The sequence below is a fragment of the Variovorax sp. PEI5 genome, assembly GCF_056679935.1.
Genome location: NZ_CM155257.1, coordinates 1,654,979 through 1,678,834 on the forward strand (window position 1 = coordinate 1,654,979; position 23,856 = coordinate 1,678,834).

Annotated in this window: 21 protein-coding genes and 1 pseudogene; 9 read left to right on the plus strand and 13 right to left on the minus strand. The window is 64.2% G+C overall.

The features are described from left to right. Positions 1-3 precede the first annotated feature (3 nt). A complete protein-coding gene (locus tag AC1MLT_RS07570) occupies positions 4-675 on the plus strand; it encodes a nitroreductase (RefSeq protein WP_481034783.1) in 672 nt (223 codons plus the stop codon). Positions 676-755: 80 nt separating this feature from the next. After that, positions 756-2,675 carry a potassium transporter Kup gene (locus AC1MLT_RS07575; RefSeq protein ID WP_481034937.1) on the plus strand — a complete coding sequence of 640 codons (1,920 nt, stop codon included), beginning with the start codon at positions 756-758 and terminating at the stop codon, positions 2,673-2,675. A gap of 22 nt (positions 2,676-2,697) precedes the next feature. Here the strand turns inward: AC1MLT_RS07575 and AC1MLT_RS07580 are convergent. The 3 genes and pseudogenes from AC1MLT_RS07580 to AC1MLT_RS07590 all read right to left on the minus strand — a co-directional run bounded on the left by AC1MLT_RS07580 (position 2,698) and on the right by AC1MLT_RS07590 (position 5,009). After that, a pseudogene (locus AC1MLT_RS07580) lies at positions 2,698-4,104 on the minus strand (GDSL-type esterase/lipase family protein). 52 nt (positions 4,105-4,156) lie between these two features. Further along, positions 4,157-4,465: a hypothetical protein gene (locus AC1MLT_RS07585; RefSeq protein ID WP_481034784.1), complete on the minus strand. Its 309-nt coding sequence runs from the start codon at positions 4,463-4,465 to the stop codon at positions 4,157-4,159. Between the two features lie 61 nt (positions 4,466-4,526). Continuing rightward, positions 4,527-5,009: a hypothetical protein gene (locus AC1MLT_RS07590; protein WP_481034786.1), complete on the minus strand. Its 483-nt coding sequence runs from the start codon at positions 5,007-5,009 to the stop codon at positions 4,527-4,529. Between the two features lie 257 nt (positions 5,010-5,266). Between AC1MLT_RS07590 and AC1MLT_RS07595 the strand changes: the two genes are divergently transcribed. From AC1MLT_RS07595 to AC1MLT_RS07615, 5 genes are all read left to right on the plus strand, one after another. Beyond that, positions 5,267-5,923: a hypothetical protein gene (locus tag AC1MLT_RS07595; RefSeq protein WP_481034787.1), complete on the plus strand. Its 657-nt coding sequence runs from the start codon at positions 5,267-5,269 to the stop codon at positions 5,921-5,923. 1,157 nt (positions 5,924-7,080) lie between these two features. Then, positions 7,081-9,375: a hypothetical protein gene (locus AC1MLT_RS07600; RefSeq protein WP_481034789.1), complete on the plus strand. Its 2,295-nt coding sequence runs from the start codon at positions 7,081-7,083 to the stop codon at positions 9,373-9,375. A 395-nt stretch (positions 9,376-9,770) separates the two neighbouring features. Then, positions 9,771-11,111 carry a tyrosine-type recombinase/integrase gene (locus AC1MLT_RS07605; protein WP_082370866.1) on the plus strand — a complete coding sequence of 447 codons (1,341 nt, stop codon included), beginning with the start codon at positions 9,771-9,773 and terminating at the stop codon, positions 11,109-11,111. Positions 11,112-11,144: 33 nt separating this feature from the next. Then, entirely contained in the window at positions 11,145-11,783 is a 639-nt protein-coding gene (locus AC1MLT_RS07610) for a DUF2026 family protein (protein ID WP_054470674.1), read from the plus strand. A 9-nt stretch (positions 11,784-11,792) separates the two neighbouring features. Then, positions 11,793-12,608 carry a TIGR02391 family protein gene (locus tag AC1MLT_RS07615; protein ID WP_240503010.1) on the plus strand — a complete coding sequence of 272 codons (816 nt, stop codon included), beginning with the start codon at positions 11,793-11,795 and terminating at the stop codon, positions 12,606-12,608. 83 nt (positions 12,609-12,691) lie between these two features. On the opposite strand, the gene AC1MLT_RS07620 is transcribed toward AC1MLT_RS07615, so the two are convergent. The 10 genes from AC1MLT_RS07620 to AC1MLT_RS07665 all read right to left on the minus strand — a co-directional run bounded on the left by AC1MLT_RS07620 (position 12,692) and on the right by AC1MLT_RS07665 (position 22,727). Then, positions 12,692-13,621, minus strand: a complete 930-nt coding sequence (locus tag AC1MLT_RS07620) for a phosphotransferase family protein (protein WP_047219835.1) — start codon at positions 13,619-13,621, stop codon at positions 12,692-12,694. Between the two features lie 15 nt (positions 13,622-13,636). Further along, positions 13,637-15,439, minus strand: coding sequence for an ABC transporter ATP-binding protein (locus tag AC1MLT_RS07625; protein WP_296737825.1), 1,803 nt, complete (start codon positions 15,437-15,439; stop codon positions 13,637-13,639). After that, positions 15,436-17,262, minus strand: coding sequence for an ABC transporter ATP-binding protein (locus AC1MLT_RS07630; protein WP_054470671.1), 1,827 nt, complete (start codon positions 17,260-17,262; stop codon positions 15,436-15,438). The genes AC1MLT_RS07625 and AC1MLT_RS07630 overlap by 4 nt, the downstream gene beginning before the upstream one ends. Positions 17,263-17,296: 34 nt before the next feature. Then, positions 17,297-17,719, minus strand: coding sequence for a hypothetical protein (locus AC1MLT_RS07635; RefSeq protein WP_239009612.1), 423 nt, complete (start codon positions 17,717-17,719; stop codon positions 17,297-17,299). After that, a complete protein-coding gene (locus AC1MLT_RS07640; protein WP_046987173.1) occupies positions 17,716-18,618 on the minus strand; it encodes a DUF1259 domain-containing protein in 903 nt (300 codons plus the stop codon). The genes AC1MLT_RS07635 and AC1MLT_RS07640 overlap by 4 nt, the downstream gene beginning before the upstream one ends. A gap of 72 nt (positions 18,619-18,690) precedes the next feature. Further along, positions 18,691-19,071, minus strand: a complete 381-nt coding sequence (locus AC1MLT_RS07645; protein ID WP_046987172.1) for a hypothetical protein — start codon at positions 19,069-19,071, stop codon at positions 18,691-18,693. Between the two features lie 24 nt (positions 19,072-19,095). Beyond that, positions 19,096-19,554 carry a chromate resistance protein ChrB domain-containing protein gene (locus tag AC1MLT_RS07650; RefSeq protein ID WP_046987171.1) on the minus strand — a complete coding sequence of 153 codons (459 nt, stop codon included), beginning with the start codon at positions 19,552-19,554 and terminating at the stop codon, positions 19,096-19,098. 4 nt (positions 19,555-19,558) lie between these two features. Next, entirely contained in the window at positions 19,559-20,467 is a 909-nt protein-coding gene (locus AC1MLT_RS07655) for a Fe-Mn family superoxide dismutase (RefSeq protein ID WP_046987170.1), read from the minus strand. A 61-nt stretch (positions 20,468-20,528) separates the two neighbouring features. Beyond that, positions 20,529-21,725, minus strand: a complete 1,197-nt coding sequence (locus AC1MLT_RS07660) for a chromate transporter (RefSeq protein ID WP_296737803.1) — start codon at positions 21,723-21,725, stop codon at positions 20,529-20,531. A 39-nt stretch (positions 21,726-21,764) separates the two neighbouring features. Further along, positions 21,765-22,727, minus strand: a complete 963-nt coding sequence (locus tag AC1MLT_RS07665) for a chromate resistance protein ChrB domain-containing protein (protein WP_017406218.1) — start codon at positions 22,725-22,727, stop codon at positions 21,765-21,767. A 428-nt stretch (positions 22,728-23,155) separates the two neighbouring features. Between AC1MLT_RS07665 and AC1MLT_RS07670 the strand changes: the two genes are divergently transcribed. Together AC1MLT_RS07670 and AC1MLT_RS07675 are read left to right on the plus strand one after the other, a co-directional pair. Then, positions 23,156-23,506 (plus strand): DUF2958 domain-containing protein, encoded by a 351-nt coding sequence (locus AC1MLT_RS07670; RefSeq protein ID WP_017406217.1) that lies wholly within the window; start codon positions 23,156-23,158, stop codon positions 23,504-23,506. Between the two features lie 52 nt (positions 23,507-23,558). Beyond that, the gene (locus AC1MLT_RS07675; RefSeq protein ID WP_054470669.1) at positions 23,559-23,837 is read left to right on the plus strand and encodes a hypothetical protein; all 279 of its coding nucleotides are present in this window, start codon (positions 23,559-23,561) and stop codon (positions 23,835-23,837) included. The last annotated feature ends 19 nt before the right edge of the window (positions 23,838-23,856 follow it).

A 23,856-nucleotide genomic window follows, 5' to 3' on the forward strand; every position in this document is an offset into this window, starting at 1 on the left:
CCCATGAACATCCAGGAAGCCGTCGCCAGCCGCCGTTCGGTGCGCAATTTCCTCGCCACGCCAGTGCCCGCGCCGGTCATCCGCCGCGTGCTCGAACAGGCGCTGCGTGCCCCCTCGGGCGGCAACCTCCAGCCCTGGCACCTGCATATCGTGGGTGGCGAGCGGCTCGACGCACTCAAGGCGCTGATGCGCGAGCGCCTGCAGGAGACACCGCGCGGCGAAGGCAGCGAATACGACATCTATCCGCGCGAGCTGGCGCCACCCTATCGCGATCGCCGCCATGCCGTGGGCGAGCAGATGTACGAGCGCCTGGGCGTGCCGCGCGAGGACCGCTTCGCGCGCCTGCGCTGGTTCGCCCGCAACTACGAGTTCTTCGGCGCGCCGCTGGCATTGTTCTGCAGCGTCGACCGCCGCATGGGACCGCCGCAATGGTCCGATCTGGGCATGCTGCTGCAGACCGTGATGCTGCTGCTGCGCGCCGAGGGGCTCGACAGCTGCGCGCAGGAATGCTGGGCAGCCTTTCCCAAGACGGTCGGCGAGTTCCTCGCGCTGCCACCCGAGCGCATGCTGTTCACCGGCATGGCGATCGGCCATGCCGACCCCGGCCACGTGCTCGATGGTTTCCGCGCCGAGCGCGCGCCGCTCGACGAGGTGGCCGAATTCATCGGCCTCTGAAGCGGCGGCCGCGGCGCATCGCCACTATCCTCGGCGCCATCTCCCGCATTCCTGGTGCATCCATGACCTCCTCCCTCCCGGTGTCCGAGCCCTCGTCGCCCCAGGACGCCCACATCGCCGGGGCATCCGCGCACGCGCGCGCGGGCATCGGCGTCACCGTCACGGCGCTGGGCGTGGTGTTCGGCGACATCGGCACGTCGGTGCTGTATGCCTTCAAGGAGACGCTCAACCCCGCGCATGGCGTCGGCTTCTCGCCCGGTGCGGTGCTGGGCCTGCTGTCGCTGATCTTCTGGGGCCTGATGGTGGTGGTGACGCTCAAGTACGTGGTGTTCGTGCTGCGCGCCGACTACGACGGCGAAGGCGGCATCCTGGCCCTGCAGGCGCTGGCGCGGCGGGCCCTGACCTCGCGCGAGGCCCATCCCCGTCTGTGGCGCCTGGTGGGGCTGCTGGGACTGGTGGGCGCGGCCATGTTCTATGGCGACAGCCTCATCACGCCGGCGATCTCCGTGCTGTCGGCGGTCGAGGGCCTGGAAGTCCAGGCCCCGCAGTTCGAGCGATTCGTCATCCCGGTGACGATCGCCATCCTCGTGGCGCTGTTCGCCGTGCAGCACAAGGGCACCGAGCGCGTCGGCCGGGTCTTCGGCCCGGTGATGCTGCTGTGGTTCGGCCTGCTGGCGCTCAGTGGCGTCCTGCAGATCGTGCAGGAGCCGCGCGTGCTCGCCGCGCTCGATCCGCGCCACGCCATCGGCTTCCTGGGAACGCACGGGCCGCAGGCGCTGGCGGTGCTGGGGGCGGTGTTCCTGGCCTTCACCGGCGGCGAGGCGCTGTACGCCGACATGGGTCATTTCGGCGCCCGGCCGATCCGCCTGGCCTGGCTCTTCGTCGCGCTGCCGGCGCTGGTGCTCAACTATTTCGGCCAGGGCGCGCTGGTGCTGGCCGATCCGGGCGCGGTCGACAACCCGTTCTTCCGGCTCTTTCCGTCCTGGGCCGTGCTGCCGATGGTGGTGCTGGCCGCCATGGCCACCGTCATCGCCTCGCAGGCGGTGGTCTCGGGCGCCTTCTCGCTGACCGCGCAGGCTCTCCGCATGGGGTATCTGCCGCGCCTGCGCGTGGTGCAGACCTCGAGCGCGGCGATCGGCCAGGTCTACGTGCCGGCGATCAACTGGCTCCTCATGACCGGCGTGATCCTGCTGGTGCTGGGCTTCGGCAGCTCCAGCGCCCTGTCCGCCGCCTATGGCATCGCGGTGTCGATCACCATGGTGACGACCACGCTGCTGGCCGGCATCGTCGCCTTCGGGCTGTGGCGCTGGAACCGGCTGGCGGTGGCTGGCGGCGTGGCGGTCTTCGTCGCCATCGACCTCGCCTTCGTCACCGCCAACAGCCTGAAGATCGCCGATGGCGGCTGGCTGACCCTGGTCGTGGCCATCGGCGTGATGGCCATCTTCACGACCTGGGCCAAGGGCCGGCGCATCGGCCTGGGGCTGGTGGCGGCCGACAGCATCGCGCTCGCGCCGTTCGTGGCCTCGCTGGCGGCCCAGATGCCGCATCGCGTGCGCGGCACTTCGGTGTTCCTGCATCCCGACGAGGATTCGGTGCCCTATGCCCTGCTGCACAACCTCAAGCACAACCAGGTGCTGCACGAGCAGGTCGTGATCCTGGTGGTGAGATCGCGGCCCGTGCCGCGCGTGGATGCGCGCGACCGCATCCGGGCCCATACGCTCGGCCATGGCATCTGGGTCGTGACGGCGCGCCACGGCTTCATGGAGACCCCGGACGTGCCCGAGTTCATCCGCGTCTTCGCCTACCAGCAGGGCCTGGCCTGCGAGGCCATGACCACCTCGTACTTCATCTCGCGCGCCTCGCTCACGGTCGGCGAGCTGCCCGGCATGAGCCGGCTGCGGCAGGCATTGTTCGGCTGGCTGCAGCGCAACGCGGGACGCGCGTCGGACCACTTCCGGCTGCCGGGCAACCGGGTGGTCGAGATGGGCCAGCGGGCCTGAACCGGCGCCGTGGCCCGCTCGCTCAGGGCCGGCCGAACAGCACCCCGAGGTCGATCGCGCGACCCATCGCCAGATAGCCCGTGCGATTGGGATGGAGCCTGTCGCCGGGTCCGCCCGTCGTGCTCTCGGGAACGAATTCGTCGCGCATCGCGCCGGTCGCCGGATCGAGCGTGGCGGCGTCGAAGTCGGCCACGCCGTCGAACAGGCCGGAGGTGCGGATGAAATCGTTGAGCATCCTGCGCCTGTCGTCCTGCTCGACATGGCCATGGGCGGCGCTGCTGCTGCCCAGTGCAGAGGTCAGCGTGGCGCCGATCGCGCGCACGCCGGGCAGTCCGGCGCGCAGCCGCGCCACGCCCTCGACCATGCCGTCGCGCACGGTCTCGAACGAGGCATTGCCGTTGCGGCTGAAGTCGTTGATGCCCTCGAACCAGATCACCGTCGAAACGCCCGAGAGCGAGAGCACGTCGCGCTGCAGCCGGTCGCGCGCCGACGGCCCGCCGGGGAACGGCTGTGCCGGCGAATAGGTGGCCGGCCCGACCACCTAGTTGCCGCCGATGCCGGCGTTGGCGACCGCGACGCGGTTGCCATGGAGGGCATGCAGCCGGCGCGCCAGCACGTCGACCCAGCGGTCGTCGCCGTCCAGGGTACTGGCCGTGCCATCGGTGATCGAATCGCCGAAGGCCACCACGACCCGCGCGTCGGTCGATGCGCGCATGTCCACCGCATCCAGGAAGTACCACGATGTCGTGCTGAACGGAAAGGCCGACTCGTCCTCGGCGGCTCCGACCGCCCCCGCGCCCGGCCGGCTGACATGGGAGGTGTTGAGCGCCTTGGCATGCCACGTCATGGGGCCGCTCTCGCCGGCCACGTGGAAACTGACCGCCAGGCGGCGACCCGCCAGCATGGCCATCCCGGCTTCACTCTCCGGATCGCGTACGAACGGCAGGGTCACCGCATCGCTCCAGACCGATTCGCCGGGCGGTACCGTCACGGCCCTCCGGCCACCGAAGGTCACCGGCCGCTGGGTGCCGGCCACGACCGCCGCGCTGCCGCGCTGCAGTCCGACGAACGCGCCATCGAAGGTCACCGGCCGGGTGCCCAGCGCGTTGGAGAAACGCAGGCGCGCCTGACGGCCCCAGAGATCCGGTCGGACGATCAGGCGGAAGCTCTGGTCGCGCGCGCCACTGGCCGGCACCGGAAAGGCGAAACGCATGTCGGGCTGCGCGGACGGATTGCCGACCGGATAGGGACCCTGCACCGATCCTGTCCAGGCCGTGACCCATATCCCGGCCGATGCAGACCCCGGTCTTGGTGCAGCGCCCTGCGCCAGGGCGGCCGAACCGATCAAGGCGGTCATCGCGATGGCGAAGCGGCGCGTGAACCATGGAGACATGGCGTTCTCCTCTGTCGAAAGGAAAAAAGGGTCCATGACGCATCGTCATGGACCCTGGACCGGGTTGTACCGACCTGGCGACCGATCGTCAGTTGATCTGCTTGAGCGAGGACAGGTCGACGCTGCCGTTCTGGCTGGTGAAGCTCGGCGAGCCGTCGCCGGAACCACCCTGGGACTGGCTGACGCCGGAAATCTGGTGATCACCCGTGTCGTACTGGGTCACCTTGCCATTCTGGTCGATGGCCAGACGATGCTGATCGGGGAAGAACGCATAGCGCATGCCATTTTGCGAACCACTGCTGGAAGGGTTCGACAGGCCTTGCGGCCACCAGCTCGAATCGGGTGGATCCATCGGTTTCATGGGCTTCATGGGAGCCATGGGCTTCATCGGTTCCATGTCGTTTCCTTGACTGTCTTGGATGTTGGAATGGAGAAGGGAGAACGGGCGCGAGGTCGCGTCAGTAGCGGCGGCCACCGCCGAGGAATTTGATGAACAGGGCCGTCAGCAAGGCACCGCCCGCGGCGGCGATCAGCACCGATTTCACGGGCTCGTCACCGACGTACTGGACGCTGGCGCTCTGCAGATCGGCCGCCTTGTGCTTCAGGTCGGTGATCTTCTTGCCAGCGGCGTTCACCGCGTTGGCGGCATAGGTCCGCGTGCTGTCGGCCGCATCGCTGGCGATGTCCTTGGCATCCGCGGCCAAACCCTTGGCCGTGTCGACGGCTTCGCGACCGGTCGCCTTGGCGTCTTCCACCACCGGGCGAAGGGATTGAGCGGCATCGGCTCCCAGCGCCCTGGCTTCGCCTGCCAGACCATTGACGGCCTGTGCGGCATCGCGTCCCACGTGCCTGGATTCGTCGGCAAGTTGCGAGGGTGTCTTGAAATCGTCTGCCATGAAAATCCTTTGAAGTGTTTGTTTCTGATGACGCGTGAAGGTCAAAGCTTTTTTTTACATCAAAGTCAAATCTTCCGTGTGAGGGATTTCAATAGATGGATGTAGGCAAACACCAACTAAAAGCTTTGCTCAAAATATCAATTCATACATTTTTGACAGAAGTCACAATTTATTTCAGGAATCTGTGCGATTCACCACATGTCCTCCGAAAACGCTCTTTCATCGGGTTGCAAGCACGCACCCGTCGCTGGGCGACAACGCATTGTCAGAATTCGGGCGTTGTCCAACACAAGGGGTCTGACTTGAAAAAAGCATTGAAGAGTGCCGGTCTAAGCGCATCTTTTGTCATGGCAGGCCTTTCCTCCCTCCATGCGAGCGCGGCAGATTTTCTGGAACTGACCGTGGAAAATCAGAAATTCACTCTGGTTGCGACCACGGTAGTGAGCTATGGCGCCAATGACGTCTTCACGCAGAAGACATTGCAGCCGGGCACCTACTCATGCAGCAATGATTTCTTCGGAGATCCTCTCAGAGGCGTCAGCAAGGCATGCTTCATGCCCAATTCGCCACAGAATTCCCAATTGCAGCGCCTGGTGGGCCAGCACTCCGAGTTCACCCTGACGAAGACGACGGTGGTCAGTTATGGCGCCAATAATTCCTTCAATCAGAAAACGCTGGCGCCTGGCAGATACGTGTGCAGTGACAAATTTTTTGGCGACCCGATCTTGGGTATCGTCAAATCCTGCTATGCCCAGATCGACAGCGTCTCCCTCCGACAGATCATCGGGGAGGCGGGCTCGTTTGAGTTGACCGTCCCTATGCTCGTCAGCTACGGCGCCAACAACATATTCTTCAAGAAATTGCTTCAGCCGGGCACTTATCTATGCGGCAACGCATTGTTCAACGATCCACTCTGGGGTGTTGCCAAGGCTTGTTATATCGGTGTCGCGGCGACCTGATGGACACCTGCGTGATCCTGCAGGTGCTGGGCTTGGGCAGTTCCAGCGCCCTGCCGCCCCATATGGCATCGCGGTGGCGATCAACAGCGTGACGATCATGCTTCTGGCTGGGTGACGCGCTCGGCGAGACACCCTCGACTGACTGGCGCCGGAAATCAGGTGGTCTCCCGCGTCATATGACCCGACCTTGCCGTTCCCGTCGATGGCCAGACGACGGCCGTCGGAGAAGAACGCATCGCGCATGCGGTTCTGCAAGCCGCTGCTCAACGGCTTCGACACGAGTCCGACCCGCCTTGCGATCACCCGCTCGAGTCGGGCGGACGCATCGACTTCATCGGACCATGGGCTTCATCAATTCCATGTCGGCTCCTTGATCGTCTTGCGTGTTGGCAAGGAAGGAAAACCGCGTCGACAGCGGCATCCATCCCTCGGGAACTTGATGAACAGGGCGGCCGGCAAGGCACCCGCCCATGGATTTCTCCAACGGCAGCATCCACCGCATTGGTGGCACAGGTTCGTGTGCTGTGCCCCCATCGCTGACGATGTCCCTGCCATCTGCGGCCAGGACCTTGTCTGAGGCTTCGCGGCCAGTGGCTTTTGCATTCGCCATCCCTGAACGCAGGGATGGTCATGAATCGACGCAAAAAAATGAAATAGAAATATTTGACCAAGGCATCAATTCATACATTTCCAACAGAAGTCACAATGAATTTCATGAATCTGCGCGATTCGCCACATGTCGTTCCAGACGGCTCTTTCATCGGGTTGTAAGAAGTCGCCCCTCTCTTCGTCAGACAGCACCCCGCCAGAATTTGGGCATTGTCCAACACAAGGGGGTCAAATTGAAGAAAGCACTGAAGCGCACATGCCTGAGCGCATCCTTATTCATGGCAGGCCTTGCATCCACCGCCGCATGGTCGGCGGATTTCTTGCAACTGGCCGTGGAAGGTCAGAAATTCACCCTGGTCGCGACCACACTGGTGAACTATGGCGCCAATGACATCTTCACGCAAAAAACGCTGCAGCCAGGCACCTATTCATGCAGCAATTCCTTATTCGGAGATCCCCTCAGAGGGGTTGGCAAGGCATGCTTCATGCCCAGTCCGCCGCAGAATTCCCAATTGCAACTTCTGGTGAATCAGCACCAGGATTTCACCTTGACGAAAACGACGGTGGTGAGTTATGGCGCCAGTAATTTCTTCAATCAAAAAACACTGGCGCCTGGCAAGTATTCGTGCGACGACGGCTTCTTCGGCGACCCGATCTGGGGCATCGTCAAGGCTTGCTACGCACAGGTCGATACTGTCGCGCTCCGGCAGATCGTCGGAGAGTCGGGCTCGTTCAAGCTGACCGCCTCCACCATCGTCAGCTATGGCGCCAATGGCGTGTTCTTCAAGAAAGTGCTGCCGCCAGGCACCTATTCCTGTGGCAACGCGTTGTTCGGCGATCCACTGTGGGGCGTCGCCAAGGCCTGCTACACCAGTAGCGTGGTCACCGAAGAGCCGACGGGCAATCCGACATCCGGCACGCCGGACGGCACGATCTCGGGCGACGTGATGATCAATGGCGCGGTCTCCAATGCCGAGTACCAGGCGATGGCGCGCCAGATGGGCACCGAGGCGTCGATCGCCTACCGCTACGGCCCCTCCTCGGCCGAGTACGGCACGGCGTCCCAGGGCGGCCTGCCCACGTACGCCAAGCGGGCGAGCCAGTCGTTCAACATGATCTCGATCCAGAACCCCAACGGCCAGGGCAACCGCGGCTGCGGCTGGACCAGCTGGTGCGGCAACTGGCAGGTCGGCGGCGCGCTGGAGTACTACTGGGGCGACTACAGCTCCAACATCATGAACTTCGCCTACATCGCCGACGCGACGCCCGAGGCGAGCTTCTTCAAGCGCTCCTACGCGGCGGCCGTGGGCTCGATCCAGACGCTCAACGTGGGCCACAACACCACCTCCATCGAGCCCGAGCCGAGCTGGACGAGCTACGAGGGTGCGCCCAGCGACGGCGGCACGATCGACTCCAACATCGAACGCTACATTGGTCGCCGTGGGGGATTCGCCAACCCGGTGACGCTGGAGAAGCCGGTGGCGCTGGCCAAGTGCTACGGTCGCGGCGGCTGGTGCACCAACTCGCTGGCGGTGTATGCCGACGGGCGCATCGTCGGGGTGGGCAGCAACACCTCGCACAACCTCTTCACCACCCAGCTGCCCGCGGGCAAGGTGCCCACGGCCCTCACGATCACCAACAGCGGCGAGTTCGCCCTGGTGACGGTCTGGGACACCGCCGCGATGCGTGGCCAGATCGCCGTGCTGGCGCTGGGCGACGGCTGCCAGGGCTGCAGCCCGGCCAACGAGGGCAGCGCCTGGTATGCCAACTGGGGCAACTGGAAGCGCACCTACCCGGGCGCTCCGGGCCTGGGCAACTACAACTACGCCAAGCTGATCGGCTTCGTCGACCTGCCCGACACCCTGAAGGCACCCACCGAGATCTCCGCATCGACGGGCCTGTTCTGGCGCGACTACGAGAACGTGCAGAACTTCTGGAACACCGATCTGGACAACCCGAGCGTGCGGGCCCGCTACGCCAGCGGCAACCTCTCGAACGCCTATGCCCGCGCCGGCATGGCGGTGGTGATCTCCAAGTCGGAGAAGCGCGCGGCCTTCGTCGACCTGCGCCCGCTGTTCGCCTACTACAAGCAGCAGTACTTCGTGCAGCCGCAATCGGACTTCAACGCCATGATCGCCAACCGTGGCGACGGCCCGAGCCAGTGGCCCTACACCTTCGACGCCGCCCCGGCGCAGAAGCCCGGCGTGATCAAGGTCGTCGACCTGCCCAATCGCCCGACGGCCGTGCGCCTGAGCCTGAGCGCCCCGCACCGCGCCTACATCGCCACCCAGGAGGGCAAGCTGCGCGTGTTCGACCTCGGCACGGGCTACCTCAACCAGGCCGGTGGCGGATCCCCCTCGGACATCGCGGAGAAGTTCGCCGTCGACGTCGGTCGCAACCCCACCCACCTGGGCTACCTCAAGGAGCACGCCACGGGCAACAACTCCTCGGTCAAGACGATCTTCCCGAACACGCCCCAGCGTGAGATCCTGGTCACCTCGCGTGGCGACCGCAAGGTCCAGTGGGTGCGCTTCGACAACGACATCGCCTCGGGCTCGGTGGTGCGCACCTTCCAGGAGAGCCGCGTGATCGACCCCATCGCCACCGAGGACGGCGAGAACCACGGCACCGAGAGCTACATGGTGAGCATCGCCGACTACGCCGGCAAGGGCATCCACAGCTTCCTCTACGGCCCGATCATCTGGCACACCTACGACAGCTCCAAGGCCTGCGCCCCGGCCAAGGGCGGCTGCCAGATGCTCAACGGCGCGCCCTACGAGTACGGCGGCACCTTCAAGGTCCCGGGCAAGCCCTTCCACGCGGCGCTGGCCAACATCAACTGAGACTCCGGGCCTTTCCAGGCCTTCTTCGGAAAAGCCGCTGCATCGTGCCGCGGCTTTTTCGTTGGCGCTCCATGCGCCCCCATGCGCGCGCTCGATGCCTTCTCATGGCGGAGAACACGGAGCGGTGCCGATTCTGGTTAGGATTTTGGTCCGGTAAGCCTCCCATAACCGCGAACCGTCTCGCGACCGGACCGGCTCCCGCCACCCCATGAAAATCGCCACCTGAAGTATGCATTGGTGTTTCATGCGATCTCACAAATTCTCAGAAGGCACGAAAATATCAATAGCGACAATGACTTATCGTCCATCTATGTCTCAAGCGATCTAAGGATTTTTCTTGACAGCGCGACCATTTGGGGGCCTCATTGGGGGCCTCGCCAATCAAAAGGCCCCCAATGCTCACTACCGTCAAGATCAAGACAGCCAAGCCCCAGGAGCGCCCCTACAAGCTTGCGGATAGCGGCGGGCTCTACCTGCTCGTCCAGCCCAATGGCTCGAAGCTGTGGCGCTACAAGTTCCGCATCAACGGCGTCGAAGGTAAACGCGCACTGGGCGCCTTTCCGGAAGTCAGCTTGGCGGATGCCCGTGGGCTCCATGCAGAGGCACGGCTGTTGGTAGCCCAAGGCACCACCCCCTTGCAGGCACAGCAAGACAAGGAGATCGCACAAGCGCAAGAGCAGTTGGAACGAGTCAAAGGAACGTTCTCTGCCATCGTGTCGGACTGGAATACAGCGACGTCGGCAGACCTGCGAGCGTCTACGGTGAAGCAGCGCAACCGCGAGATCGACAATGACTTGCTGCCGACACTGAAGAATCGAGCGATCGGCAGCATCACGCGGCTCGAACTGACCGCGCAGTTGAAGGTGGTCGAGCAACGCGCGCCGGAGGTCGCACGCAACCTGCGCAATCACTTGTGGGGCATCTTCGAGTACGCCATCGATTCAGGACTGATCGAGAACAATCCGGTTCCACCCGTGCGCGTGATGAAGAAGCGCACCCAGACCAACCACCCTGCCCTGTCCGAAAAGCAGATCGGCGTCTTTCTGCGGACGCTGGATGGCAGCGGCAGGATTAACGAGGAAACGCGCATCGCGATGCTGCTGGTGCTTCTGACCGCCTGCCGCAAAGCCGAAGTCATCGAGGGCCGATGGGATGAAGTGAATCTGAAAGGCGCGCAATGGGAAATTCCTGCCGAGCGAATGAAGGCCAAGCGCGCTCACTGGATACCGCTGTCTACACAGGCAGTTGCGCTGCTCACTCGTTTGCATGAGCTTGTGCCCGCAAACAGGGAACACCTGTTCCCCAACCGCGTGGACCCGCATCGGCCAATGGCCAATCGCAGCCTGAACGCCTTGATGGAGCGACTGGGCTTCAGCGGGGAAGGAACGCCGCACGGCATGCGCGCGTCGTTCAGCACCCACTTCAACAGCCTCGGCGGCAACATCGACGTGATCGAACACTGCCTCGCGCACGTGCCGGCGAATGCCGTGCGTGCGGCCTACAACCGCCATGCCTACCAGGATGAGCGGCGCGCGATGCTTCAAGAATGGGCGAACCGTCTGGACCAACTGCGCAGGGAATGCGTCCCCATCGAACATGAATGCGGCTCAGCCGCTCCCTTGAATCCCACGAACACGACCGAATCCAAGCCGCGCCACACCCGCACTCGTTCTGCGAGAGCCGTTGCGCGCCCAAGCGTCAAAGCCGTATCGTTGCCGGCCACGGTCGTAGCCTAGCCACGTCGGCGCTCCCCGCAAAAAACAAATCCAATGAAGACCAAACCACTTATCCCGCTGCTCGACTATCTGCGCATTCATGCGGTCATCAGGTCAGTCCTGGACAGCGTCGATGCGCATACAGCCCACGCTTGCATGTTCTTCAGCATCGCGGGCGCTGCCATCCTGCGCGAGTTCTACAAGAAGGATGCCGTGCAGCTCGCCGGTGCTGCATTCTTCCTCGTCAACGAACAACAGCGGAATGTCATCTCTTTCGCCACATTGACAGAAGGACAGGTTCAAAGCTCGGACACGTCGTTTCACGCGTGGATACAGTGCGATGAATATGTGATCGATTTCATGGCGCCGATGTTCCCGGAAGCCTGTACGTCCGCCGGCCACCCGTTCATCGCACCGCGGCGCATGTTTCAGAAGAAGTGGGCCGACATGGCTCCCAGCCATGAGCATCTGGATCAAGAAGGTGATTTCCACCTGGTGCCAAATCCCGAACTGACCGTCAACCTCCGGCAATCGTTTCTGAAGAAGCCTGCCGGGGCAGATCTCGTCAACGTCTGCCTGCACTGGTACCGGAGACCACCGAAATCGATTCTTCCCGAGTTGCGGATGCAAAACGACTTGGGGGAAGTGACTCGGATCAAATTGAACAACAGCGCGGTTTCAGGCGCTTGGTGAATTCACTCCGTGGCTCACATCGATCCCTTTAGTTCGCAGCACATGGAGGCAGCTTGCCGGGTGCTTGCAGACACCGAACGAGGTCTGACGGGCGCGCAGATCGAGCGACTGCTGCAGGAAATCAAAATCGCCGATGTGTCGCCTGGCATCACCAAGTGGAAGCGCCTTTTCAACGCGCTCGCGGAAGCACAAAACCAGCACCAAATCGGCAATCACTTGATCTTGCTGATCAACCTTGCCATGAACCCCGTCAACTACGCGCGCGACCCGGGCGCTTTCCGATGGCGGCGCGATGAGCTGAACGTGGTGCTTGCTTTCTCGGGCTTCTTCGTGCGCGACGATGGCCGCGTGGGTTACGCTGACAAGGCCACGACCCTGGACGCAGCGCGTGCCCGCGCCGGTCGGCTGAAGGCAGCACTGGAAAACCGCAACGTCCATGTCGAAGTGCTCAACTACTGCCGCGCCGAACTGCTGGATGAAAACTACTTCCATGCCGTCTTCGAGTCGACCAAAGGCGTCGCCGAGCGCATCCGTTCCATGTCGGGCCTGACCATGGATGGAGCCGAGTTGGTGAACCGGACGTTTTCGACGCAAAACCCGATCCTGGTTCTCGGTTCTCTCGCCACCGAATCTGAGAAGAGCGAGCAAAAAGGCTTCGCCCATCTGCTGGTAGGCCTCTTCGGCGCCGTGCGCAACCCACTCGCCCATGCCCCCAAGACAAACTGGCCGATGTCCGAACAAGATGCCCTGGACATCCTGACACTGGTATCACTCATTCACCGCAAGCTGGATCGCACGCTGAAAGCGAATACCGCGGCGTTGTAGCGGCTCCCCGTGTCTCCAGAGGATGGGGGTACTACTCTTTCGCGGGTGATCGGCCGGCGCCAAGACAGCCATCACGTAAGCCGTCAGTGCAACTGCTCGACAAGCTCTTCCAACTCGACGAGCCCTGCAGCGCGGCATTCCAGATCCTGCGCAATGGCGAGCATGTCGGTGAGCACGCAGGCCACGCGCCATGTCTGATTGAAGCTCTCGCTCATCTCCGCCTCGCTGCAGTACCCAGCGTGAACTGCGGCCCGATCGATGGGCCGAGGCCATCGGCGCAGATCGAGCGCCGGGTGGCTGAAATACGCATCGCCGAAGTCGATGATGCCAGTCAACTGCCCGGTCTGCGGATCGACGAAGACGTGCTCGAGGCCGGGGTTGCTGTGCAAGGCCACCCAGGCGTCTGCGTCCGGCAAGGCGCGCATCGCGAGGCGCGCCAACTGCAACGGGTCGACCGCAAATGGCCAGGGCTGGGCCGCCCGAGCCACGGCTGCGACAGCGTCGTCGAAGAGGCCGCCGAACCGTGTGCGAACGTCGGCCGCCGTGTGGTCGCCGGGGATCAGGCGCGCCTCGAACACGGGTTGCTGAGGGATTGCGTGAATGCGACGCAACATGCGCCCCAGGTCAACCAGCGTACGCCGGCGGAGGTCACCGTCGAGCCTTGCCGAGTGTATCGGCTCGCCGGGCATGCGCGTCATCAAGGTGTACTCGATCCCGGGCTTGGCAACGCCCCCACCGAGGACTCGTGGAACGCATACGCCCTCCAGGCCTGCCAACTGCTCCAAAAGGAAACGCTCCTTCGCCAGGCTCGTTCGCGCGCGCAGCTGTTGTGGTCGCTGAACCTTCAGGATCAGGCCGTTGTCGATGGCATAGGCGCGCGCTTCGCCGCCGCTCTCGTCGACGGCCCTGACGGCCTTCGCGCCCGCCGCATGCAAGCGCACGATCGCGAGCACCGCGTCGGGATCGAGCACCGGGTCGGCCGCGTCGGGTTGTATGTAGAAGTCCTTGCCCATGTCTGTCCTCCAACGTCAACGTTGATGCCAATCCCAGCCTGCCGTCTCCATGGCCAGCAGCGCGGCGAAGCGACCCCGGCACCGAATCAACTCGTCCGGCGCGCCTTGTTCGAGGATGCGACCGTCCTCGATCACGATGATGCGATCGGCCTCCAGCGCCGTTGACAGCCGATGCGCCACGATCAGAACGGCACGGCTCGAGTCGTGCGCGTCGCGGCGAAGAGCGGCGCGGAACGCAGCGTCGCTGGCGTGGTCGATCGCGGCTGTCGCTTCGTCGAGCAGCAGCACGCGAGGCTGGCGCACCAGCGCGCGCGTGAGCGCGAGCAATTGCCGTTGGCCCGCGGACAACGCGGCGCCGGCCTCACCCGCGTCCAGGGGCGTGTCGTAGCCCTGCGGCAGTGCCCGGATGAACGCATGCGCGCCCGTTGCCTTGGCCGCGGCTTCGCAAGCAGTCCGGGTCACGAGGACGTCGCCCATCGTGAGGTTGTCGAGCACGCTGCCGCTGAACAGTTGCAGCGTCTGCGGCACGACGCCCAGGCGCTGACGGCGTTCCTCGTCCGTCATGGCGCGTGGATCCGCGCCCGCCACGTGAATTTCACCGGACCAGGGCGCATACAGGCCACCGGCGAGGTGCATCAGGCTGCTCTTGCCAGCGCCGGTGCGTCCGACCAGCGCGACGTGCTCGCCTGCGCGAACGCTCAAGGAGACGCCTTTCAGCACGAGGCGATCGGCGACGTAGCCGAAGATCACATCCTTCAACTGGATCAACGGCTCGGGTTCGCTCCTGGCCTGTTGCACGGAATGGGCGGCCGGTGTTTCCTCGACCGGCAGCGCCAAGACCTGGAACACGCGCTCAGCCCCGGACAGCGCGCTCTGCACGGTCTGCCATTCCTCGCCCAGCGTCGTTATCGGCGCGAAGAAACGGCGAAACAGCAGCACGAAGGCCGTGAGCGTACCGATGGAGACACCCGAGTCCGTCAGCGCGCCCTCGGCACCTGCCCACAGCAGGCCGCAGACGATCAGCGACGCCAGCACGGCCATCAACGGCGTGTAGACCGCCGAATAGCGTGTGGCCGCGAGATAGGCGTATTGCGTGGCCTGCAGGGCGCCACGGAAGCGGTGCTCGAAGAATTCCGTTTGCCCGAATGCACGAATGACCTCCGCGCCACCGAGGGTCTCCACGAGTGCGGTGTTGACGCTTCCAACGGCCTCCCGGCTGGCCCGTTCAGCGGCCAATACCCGCAGTTGGAACCGGCGCGTGAACCACAGCAGAGGCGGCGCGGCCAGGCCGCAGAGCAGCGTCAGCGAGGGACTGAGCACGAGCATCGTCACCGTGATCGTGACCAGTCGCACGAGGTCGGCAACAAGGCTCGCGATGCCCGACGAGAAAAGGCGGTCGATGGTGTCGATGTCGGCGGTGCAGCGACTGACGGTGTCGCCCAACGGGGTCGTGTCGAAGTAGCGCGCAGGCAGCCGTTGCAGATGGCCGAACAGGCGCGCGCGCAGGTCGCGCAACGCCCGTTGGGCTGCGATCGCGGTGCCGTACGCAGACGCGAAGCCCAACGCCTGCTGCCCGGCTACGACCAGCAGGTAGAGCACGCCCAGCAGCATCAGGCCGTCGCCACGGCCCCCGGCCAAGTGCGCGTCCACGGCCTGCCGTACGAGGAGCGGCGGCAGCACCTCCAGCGCCGCACCGGCGAGCACGCAGGCTGCGATGGCCACGAGCAGGCGTCTCTGCGGCGCCAGCAGCGAGCCCACCTGGGCGGTCGTGAGTCCTTGGCGTGCTGTCGGTGCCCGCGATGACTGTGTTGCCGTCATGCCTCCTCCGGCTGCGCCATCGCGGCCTGCGCCGCGTAGATCCGCGCATACAGGCCGCCCGCCAGCATCAGCTGTTCATGCGAGCCTCGTTCGACGATGCGTCCTCCATCCAGCACGACGACGAGATCCGCCTGCGGGAAGGCCGCCAGCCGGTGCGAGCACAGGACGATGGTGGCCTGTCGCGCGGCCGGCGCCCCGCGGCCGAACTCCGAGCGCAGGCTGGCAATGATCTGTGCTTCCGTCGCGACGTCGACCGCCGAGAACGGATCGTCCAGCACCAGCAGCCGGGGCCCCGCCGCCGCCGCGCGCGCCAGCGCAACGCGCTGGCGCTGCCCGCCGGAAATGCGGATGCCGCGCTCGCCGATCTCGGCATCGACGCCGTGCTCGAAGCCCGCTACGTCCTTCGCAAGCGCGGCGATTTCCAGGGTGCTCATCGTGGCGAGGTCGGCCTGCTCACGTCCCATGGCGATGTTCTCGCGCACCGTGCCCGAGAACAGGAAGGGCTCCTGCGGCAGGTAGCCGATGTCACCGCGATGTCGTGCGGGCGCGTCGCCGTCCAGGGAAACGGTACCGCCGGCGAGCGGGTACAGCCCCAACAGAGCCTTCGCCAGCGCACTCTTGCCCGAGCCGACCGGCCCGGTTACCGCCACGAACGCGCCTGCCGGAATCTCGAGCGAGACCTGGTTCAGCGCAGTGAGGGTGGCGTCGGCGTTGCCGTGAGAGAAGCTCACGTCGTGCAGGGAGACGGCGATCCCTCGTTCGGCTCGTGACGCCGGCTGGGTGAGGGTCGAGCGCGGAGTCGTTCCGGCCAGGTAGCCGGCGCGAAACGACGCGAACCGATGCTCCACGCGAGCAGGCACGGCCGCAGCGAGCAAGGGGGCGAGCCGCGCGTAGGCTGCGCCGCCTGCTTGCACCGAGTTCACCAGCTGCGGCACCCGAAATCCGCGCCCGGTGAAGCGCAGAAAAAGGTCCAGATAGGTCACGAACGCCCCCAGCGTCCACGCGCCTGCGATGACTTTTTCGCCGCCTTGCCACAACACCAGCACGATGCCGGCCGCCATCAGCGTGGTGTAGACCGCGGGCAGGCCGGCGCGGGGCCGCGCCACCGCGAGATTGGTGTGCGCCTGTGCATCTGCGAGCCGCTCGATCCGCGTCTGTGCGGCCTGCTTCATCCCCAGTAGCCTCGCGACGCGGATGCCGGACAGTTGCTCCTGCAGTCCCGCGGTCAACGCGCCGTTGGCTTGTCGAGCCGCCGTCGTACGTTGGTGAATAAAGCGTCCGGCGGCCCAGGCCAGCACCATCGCGAAGGGCACGGGAATCAGCGCCTGCAGGGTCAACGACCAGTCCAGCACCAGCATGGCGACGAAGAACGACATCAAGAACAGGAGCGTGTCCCAGGTCTCGACGATCACCTCGCGGATGCCGATGCCCAGCACCTCGACGTCACCGATGACGCGCGCCATGGTGTCGCCAACAGGCGTGGCAGTCAGCTTTGCCATCGGCCAGGCGAGCACCCCGCGCAGCGCATCCGCGCGCAGATTGGCGCGGATGCGCGCGTTGGCCGTCATCAACCACCAGCGCTTGCCCAGTCGAGGCAGTTCTGTGGCGAGGGTTGCCGCGGCGAACAACGCGACGGCCTGCAGCAGCGTCGCGCGCGTCGCCTGGCCATGCGCGAAGTGCGTCGCGGCGTCGATCGCGCGCCCGAGGCACACGGCGGGCAGGACCACGGCTGTGTTCATGACGACGCCTGCCAGGGAGCCGAGGACAAGCTGCCCGGCGGTCTGCCGGTAGTAGGGACGCAGTGTCCAGAGGTAGTGCGCCATGTCAGTCGCCTGCGTGCATGCAATCCCTAACCGTTCACGGCTCTCGTTTGGGCATGGGCCGCACCAGCCCCCGATACACAACGAACTGCGCATCGTCCTTGTATTGCAGCTTCTGTCCGTCGCGCAGGACTTGGTAGCAGATCGGTTCGTCCTTGCTGATTTCCGGCTGCAGCAGGCATAGCTGATTGCCTTTGACGGACCAGCGCGCAGACCGCTGGCGGCCGTTCTCTAACCGTTCGACGCGCCCGTCCGCGAAATACTTGTGCCCCCAATGGTGTTCATCAGTCACGTACTTGCCGCTGATGGCGGCACGGATCTGCGGGCCAGTCAGCGGCACCTCCTTGGCAGTCGCGGCAAGTGCGCAGAACACGGCTCCGGCGGCGGTGAGGCGCGCGAGGTGCCGGGTGGGGCTGCTTGGGAGGCGCTGCGGCACCGAGCTGAAGGTTTTCTTCGTCATTTCGCAGCCTTCTGCGCGTCCAATGCCTTCTTTACCGCCAGGGCCAGATCCACGGCTTTGCCCTTGCCCCAGTAATGCAGAAAGACGTAGCGCGGTTCCTCGTGGGTCATGTGCTGGTGGATTGCCACGATGTTGATGCTCTGGCCACGCATGGTCTTCAGGACCGTCTGCAGTTCGTTTTCATGCATGGCGAAGTCGCCATCAACCACCGCATGCTCATCGTCGCCGGCAAAGGCCGCCCAGGTATTGATGCCCATTTCATTGCCGACGGTGGTTCCATGCATCTTGGCTGTGCGGCCAAGGGTTACTTTCACCATGCCATCCTTGACCTGCGCCTTGCTGCCCAGAATCTCCTCGATGGGTGCAGCAGTCACATGGCTTGGCGATGCGATGTCACCCGCGAAGCTGCTGGCCGGCGTGCCTTGGGCGGCGCGCACCTGCGCGATGCGGTCGTACACCGCCTTCACGCCTGTGGCGAGCTTGCGTGCATCCCCCATGCCGCCGATGTGCATGAAGAAGACCTTGGGTTGGTCGAAGAAGAAGTGGTTGTGCAGCGCAGTCACTTCCAGGCCGTTGTCCAGCGCGGCGCTCATCGCCGGGTTGACTTCATCCTCGAACAGCACCGTATCGCCCATCATCATGGTGGACGAGCCCATTGGCGTGAACGCGGCCCAGGAGGTGAGCCCCATGAACGGTGGCATGGTCCAGCGATCGACATTGATCTTCACGTCGTCGCGTGGCTTGCTGACCTTGAAGACGTTTTCCGCCCGGTTGTAGCTGCCCTTGAGGCCGGTGGCCGTTTCGATGGCAGCCGTGTCGATGGCCTGGGCCATGGCCGGGGCGCCTGTAGTAAGCAGGCCCGCGGCCAGGGCCAGTGTGGAGAGGGTTAGACGCAGCATGGTGTTTCCTTGGTAGTTGGCGGGATGCAGCTCCGGGGGCTGGCCGGAGCGGGTAATCGAGGCAGGTGCCGGTCAATCGAACGGATATTTCGACGACAGAGGTTCCGGAGTGACCTCGTAGAGGTCTTGGCCGTGGGCGCGCAGCAGATAGGCCTTGCCTTTGCGCAGTACCGTCCAGCATTCGGGCTCTACACCCGTGCTGATGCTTACGCACAATTCCTTGCCCACGATCTTCCAATGCCCCTGGTGCGGCCGCCCCAGTTCAATGGACTTCGTGCGTCCATCGGGAAGGAGGTAAGCGGACCAGTGCGCGCCTTCGGATATGACATTGCCGACGAAGACTGTCTTGATCTGCGCGCCGGTGAGTTCGCTGGGGCCGGGCGCTGCCGATGTCGCCACCAGGCTCAGGGACTGAATGAGTGTGGCGAAGGCAAGACGGGGGATTGCGGACATTTAGTGCATTTTCAATTGGGCGGATCAGGCTGGCATGACCGGCGGCCAGTTGTGTGTCTCGGCCTGGCATGCGCGGCACCACGCATAGAGGGCGTCGTACATCACCATGCCGTGCTGGAGCATTTCGTGGTCGTCGCTAAAGTTGTGCGACAGCCCGAGCGAGAGCGCATAGAGCCCTGCTGATTGCGGCGTCAGGTCAAGCCGGGAGGTGTCGGCGCCGCGCACGATCTCGGCTAACTGGCGCAGCGCTGGGTCGTCCAGGTGGTACTTCGACAGGAAGGCATCGAAACTGCACAGCTCACCCACATGGCTTAGTTCGACATTCGGGATGTCGTAGGGGATGGCGCCGGTAGCGTTGGCGGTTTTCAGCACCTCGCTGGCCGGCACATAGAGAAATTCCGCCTGCTGGTCGATGAAGCGCGCAACCAGCCAGGGACAGGCGATGCGGTCGATCTTGGGGCGTTCGCGTGTAATCCACTTCATGGTGCTACTCCTTTGCTTCAAATGTCACGCCAGCAGCGCGACAGGCTTCGATGCCTCCGGCCACGAAGCGTGCATCGAGGCCATGCGCTCGTAGCGCGAGCGCCACCGACTGGCTGACTTCATGGCCGTGCACGCAATACACAAGGACGGGTTTAGAGGAATCGATTTCACGGCTCCAATTTGCCAACTGCACGGGATCGCGCCGAATGGCCCCGGCGATGCGATCAGGCGCTTGTGCGTAGCCTGCCGTGCGTCGCACGTCGATCAGTTGGAGGTCACCGCCGACTTTCTCTGGTGCGGCCGACCAGGGCAGTGCATCAGCCTCGATGGCGGCAGCGTAGCGCTGCATCACGGCATTCCAGCGGATGTTTTGCATGAATGCGTCAACATACGCGGCCGCCTTGGCACCGAAATCCATGTGGTAGGCGTGCTCGTACATGTCCAGTGCCAGCAGCGGTGTGGCGCCGGCCAGCAGGTTCGTATGGTCAGCCGCCCAATGGTTGATCAGCCGCGCCTCGCGTGTGGACCATGACAGCAGCGCCCACCCCGAGCCGCCGCCCATGGCCTTGGCCAGTGCGGAGAATTCCGTGCGCCAGCGGTCAACGCTGCCAAAGTCGCGGGCCAAGGCAACTGCCAGGCCGGAGTCCGGCAATGCACCGTCGCCTCCCAGCGTGTCGAAGTACAGCTCGTGGAGCCAAGCGGAATTGGCGGCGATCAGCTCTTCGCGCTTCAGGCCATTGATCATGAAGACCGGAGCGGTCGGCCAATCCAGGTGCGCCAGTTGCTGGCGAATAGCATCCAGGCGCTTGACTGCACCGGTGTAGTTGTTCGCGTGATGGCTGAGGATGAGTTCCTCGGACAGCCCGTTGAGGGCAGCGAGGTTGATGGTAAGGGGGCGTAGTTGTAAATCCATTGGAGTGTTCCTAGAAATGTGGCAAGTCATGGGTTAAGGCGTGGACTCCTCTCGCTTCTATTCAGCTGTGGGTCACCAGCGGGTAGACGACCAGCCCAATCAGTGCCGCGGCAGCGACAACGATCGGCTCCGGCAACTTCTTGAATTTCCAAAGCAAGGCAGCAGTCCCCAGGGCGAGTAGCGCCGTGGGAACGTCCTTGATCGAGCGCACCCCGATAACTACCACGGCTCCGGCCAACGATCCGATGGCGGCTGCCGTCACGCCATCGACGAATGCCACGATTCCCGGTTTCTTTCCGTATTTCTTGAAGTACGGGGCTGGCAGGACTGTGAAGAGATAGCACGGCAGGAAGGTTGCCAGCGCCGCAGCAACCGCGCCCCAGAAGTCCGCGACCAGAAAGCCGATGAACCCGGTAGTGATGACGACAGGACCGGGAGTGATCATGGCGACTGCGACAGCGTCTAGGAACTGGTGATCGGTCAACCATCCGTACTCTTTGACTACTCCGCTATACAGAAACGGGACGATAGCTAGGCCGCTACCAAAAACAAAACTGCCCGCGTAGAAGAAATACTTGGTGATCTGCCACAGCTTGGTCCAGTCGACGTTGGACAAGCCAAGCAAGGCCAGCAAAGGAATAGCACTGCTGTGCAGCGTGCTGGACGGCTTAATAAATTTCGGCGGCGCGCGCAACAACCACACGAGAACGCCTGCGCCCAGGAACAGCCACAGTTCCTCGGATTGGGTGATGATCGTCACCGCCGCCGCTACTGCAAAGATGGCCCATTGCAGTTTGTCTTTGCCGATGTTCTTGGTAGAGAGCTTCCAGGTGCTGATAGCAATGATCCCAATGACAGCGGAACTCACGCCATAAAACACGGCCTGCATCCAACCCAGACCGCCGAAATGCGTATAGGCCCAACCCAGTCCGATCACCATCAGAAACGAGGGCAGCACAAAAGCGAGGCCCACCAGGGTGGCCCCTAGGAAGCTGTAGTGAACAAAGCCCAGGTAGATGGCCAACTGCGCGGCTAACGGTCCTGGCGCGAGCTGCGCCAAGGCCAGCCCTTCCTTGTAGTCTGCCTCGGTGAACCATTGGCGCCGCTCCACCAAGTCGCGGTCCATGTAGCCAGCCAGGGCCACGGGTCCGCCGAAGCCCAGTGCTCCGAGCCGTAGGAAATAGGCAACCAATTGCCACAGCGTATAGCTGCGAGGCGCCCCACTGCTGATGGCTGCGGCTGGAATGGTTTCATTCATGACGATTCTTTCTACAAAAAAGTGATCTGAGGTGAGCCGTCAAGTTTTGCGGCTGCTGGAGAAGTGGGCGTGGAGCGAATCCAGTACCCCGCCGATGTCGGCCAGTAGTGCGTCGTCGTCTGGCCAGCGTCGGCGTGCGCCGGCCAGAACGGCCTCGAAGCCGCTGGCCTCCGGCGTGGCCGTCCCGCCCACATCGAGCGCATGCACCATCGCGCTCAGGCGCGAGAGGCCGCGATCGTTCTCCAGGCCGAAGCTCGCCAGCAGTACCTCGAACGTCACCCGCTCGCCCACGTGCGAGAAGGTCGCACCGTCGAAGTCGAACCCCAGTGCATCGGCTGGGCTGTCGGCCGGGGCGTCCAGCCACAGAAAGCGCGCATGCGGGTCGATAAAGCGCTGGATCAGCCAGGCGCTCGCCACGCGGTCCACCCAGAGATGGCGGCGCGTGGCCCAGACTCGTCCCTGGTACTGCATGCGATCACGCCGAGCAATGTTGCCCGCTGTTGGCTGCGGCTCACCGGGTGACTGCATGGCTTCGAGGGCGTTGGCGAAATCGCGCCACTGGGCGTCGGCGCGGATCGACGTCTCACCGGGAAAGAAGTCGATTTTGCGGATGACCTCATAGGCACGCGCATGCTTGCGCTGTGTACGCTGGAGTTCGGCTGCGCTCAGGGCGGAGAGCGTCTGGCGTGCTTGCGCCAGTTCCTCTAGCCAGGGGGTGTAATCGGCCGCCCGGTCGAACAACGCCTGAAAGGTGGCCTGTTCGGTCATGTTCCGGGCTTGCACCTGCAGCAGCCAGGCTTGCCCGCCTTCCTGCAGCGCCTCGTCGGCCAATACCTGCAGTTGCGCAGCCTGTTCGGCTTGGGCGGGCAGTAGATAGGCGCCGTCGCGCAAGGCGGCACAGCCGAGCGTCTTGACCGCGCGCCAAATCCGCATGCGTGCCGTGGCGCTCGCGGAGGGGAGGCTGACGATGAGGGTCAGCCAAGAGTCGGAGGTGAGAGTCATGGCAACAGCTTAAATCCATGTCACGGTCGTTGCAATGATGTAGCGATCTCTACAAAATAACTGCTACTGGGTTCAGAAGATTTGCACCCCGCGCTGGGGCGTGTCGGCGCGCGGCGCCGTCAGGCTCTCGGGCGTTGCCCCGTGCTTCGTGCCGAATCACGGCCATGCGGCGTCGATCCTTCACGCAACTGCGGCCCTGATCGCAGATCCGGGCCTGCGCGCTGCGCTTGCTAATACCGGGTGTGCCTGGGTGGCGGGGTGTGGCGGCTTGCTGCTTCTCCATCGTGCCACGGCGTTCTCGCCGTGCAAGGGCGGCGCGTGCTCGCACGCTTGCGGCCTGCGGCCGTCGTTGACCCTTGACTGCTTGCGCTGCGCCGTGCCCCGAAAGGGTCGGGCAATTCCGCCCGGCAACCTTTCAGGAGTTCACCATGAACAACGCACTCATCACTGACGAGCAGCGCATCGTGCTGCTGGCCAACGGCCGCGAATCTTTGGAGAACCCGGACTTCGATCCGGCGCCCGTGGTCAAGCTGTTCACGCCGGACGCCGGCGCGACCTGGCTGCCGACCGAGATTGATCCCTATGACCATGACCACGCCTTCGGTCTTTGCGACCTGGCCCTGAGGATGCCGGAAATCGGTTGGGTCAGCCTGGACGAGTTGACGACGGTGCGCGGCGGGCTGGGCCTGCCGATCGAGCGTGATCTGTCGTTCCGGGCCGAGAAGCGGTTGAGCGCCTACGCGCGCGATGCGCGGCTGGCCGGGCGGATCGCTGTCTGAGCGCCGCAAGGCGCTCCTTGCGCTTTCTCAACCATCGAAGGAGATCAATGCCATGAGCAGCCATCACGACTACATCATCGAAATCACGGCGCAGCACGAGGCGCTCAAGCCGTTCGCGCCGGAGAACGGCCAGCCCTTGCGCTTCAAGATCGGCGACGCGGTGATCTACACCAACGAGTTTGGCGCACAGTTCCGGAGCCGCGTCACCGGGTTCTACCGGCCCGCCGGTCTTTCGGGGCTGTACGCGCGCGGTGCGCGTTATCTGGTGAACTCGTCATCGTCGTGGATGCCGGTGTCGGAATCCAGCCTGCGCCCTGACGACTCGGCGTGATGCCTTCGCGCCCCTAACG

Bases quoted from the DNA above. Each gene is read 5' to 3' on its own strand.
- AC1MLT_RS07640 (WP_046987173.1), bottom strand. From the start codon at position 18,618: ATGCTGCGTCTAACCCTCTCCACACTGGCCCTGGCCGCGGGCCTGCTT.
- AC1MLT_RS07570 (WP_481034783.1), top strand. From the start codon at position 4: ATGAACATCCAGGAAGCCGTCGCCAGCCGCCGTTCGGTGCGCAATTTC.
- AC1MLT_RS07655 (WP_046987170.1), bottom strand. From the start codon at position 20,467: ATGGATTTACAACTACGCCCCCTTACCATCAACCTCGCTGCCCTCAAC.
- AC1MLT_RS07625 (WP_296737825.1), bottom strand. From the start codon at position 15,439: ATGACGGCAACACAGTCATCGCGGGCACCGACAGCACGCCAAGGACTC.
- AC1MLT_RS07585 (WP_481034784.1), bottom strand. From the start codon at position 4,465: ATGGAACCGATGAAGCCCATGGCTCCCATGAAGCCCATGAAACCGATG.
- AC1MLT_RS07675 (WP_054470669.1), top strand. From the start codon at position 23,559: ATGAGCAGCCATCACGACTACATCATCGAAATCACGGCGCAGCACGAG.
- AC1MLT_RS07605 (WP_082370866.1), top strand. From the start codon at position 9,771: ATGCTCACTACCGTCAAGATCAAGACAGCCAAGCCCCAGGAGCGCCCC.
- AC1MLT_RS07620 (WP_047219835.1), bottom strand. From the start codon at position 13,621: ATGGGCAAGGACTTCTACATACAACCCGACGCGGCCGACCCGGTGCTC.
- AC1MLT_RS07610 (WP_054470674.1), top strand. From the start codon at position 11,145: ATGAAGACCAAACCACTTATCCCGCTGCTCGACTATCTGCGCATTCAT.
- AC1MLT_RS07650 (WP_046987171.1), bottom strand. From the start codon at position 19,554: ATGAAGTGGATTACACGCGAACGCCCCAAGATCGACCGCATCGCCTGT.
- AC1MLT_RS07635 (WP_239009612.1), bottom strand. From the start codon at position 17,719: ATGACGAAGAAAACCTTCAGCTCGGTGCCGCAGCGCCTCCCAAGCAGC.
- AC1MLT_RS07645 (WP_046987172.1), bottom strand. From the start codon at position 19,071: ATGTCCGCAATCCCCCGTCTTGCCTTCGCCACACTCATTCAGTCCCTG.
- AC1MLT_RS07665 (WP_017406218.1), bottom strand. From the start codon at position 22,727: ATGACTCTCACCTCCGACTCTTGGCTGACCCTCATCGTCAGCCTCCCC.
- AC1MLT_RS07670 (WP_017406217.1), top strand. From the start codon at position 23,156: ATGAACAACGCACTCATCACTGACGAGCAGCGCATCGTGCTGCTGGCC.
- AC1MLT_RS07630 (WP_054470671.1), bottom strand. From the start codon at position 17,262: ATGGCGCACTACCTCTGGACACTGCGTCCCTACTACCGGCAGACCGCC.
- AC1MLT_RS07660 (WP_296737803.1), bottom strand. From the start codon at position 21,725: ATGAATGAAACCATTCCAGCCGCAGCCATCAGCAGTGGGGCGCCTCGC.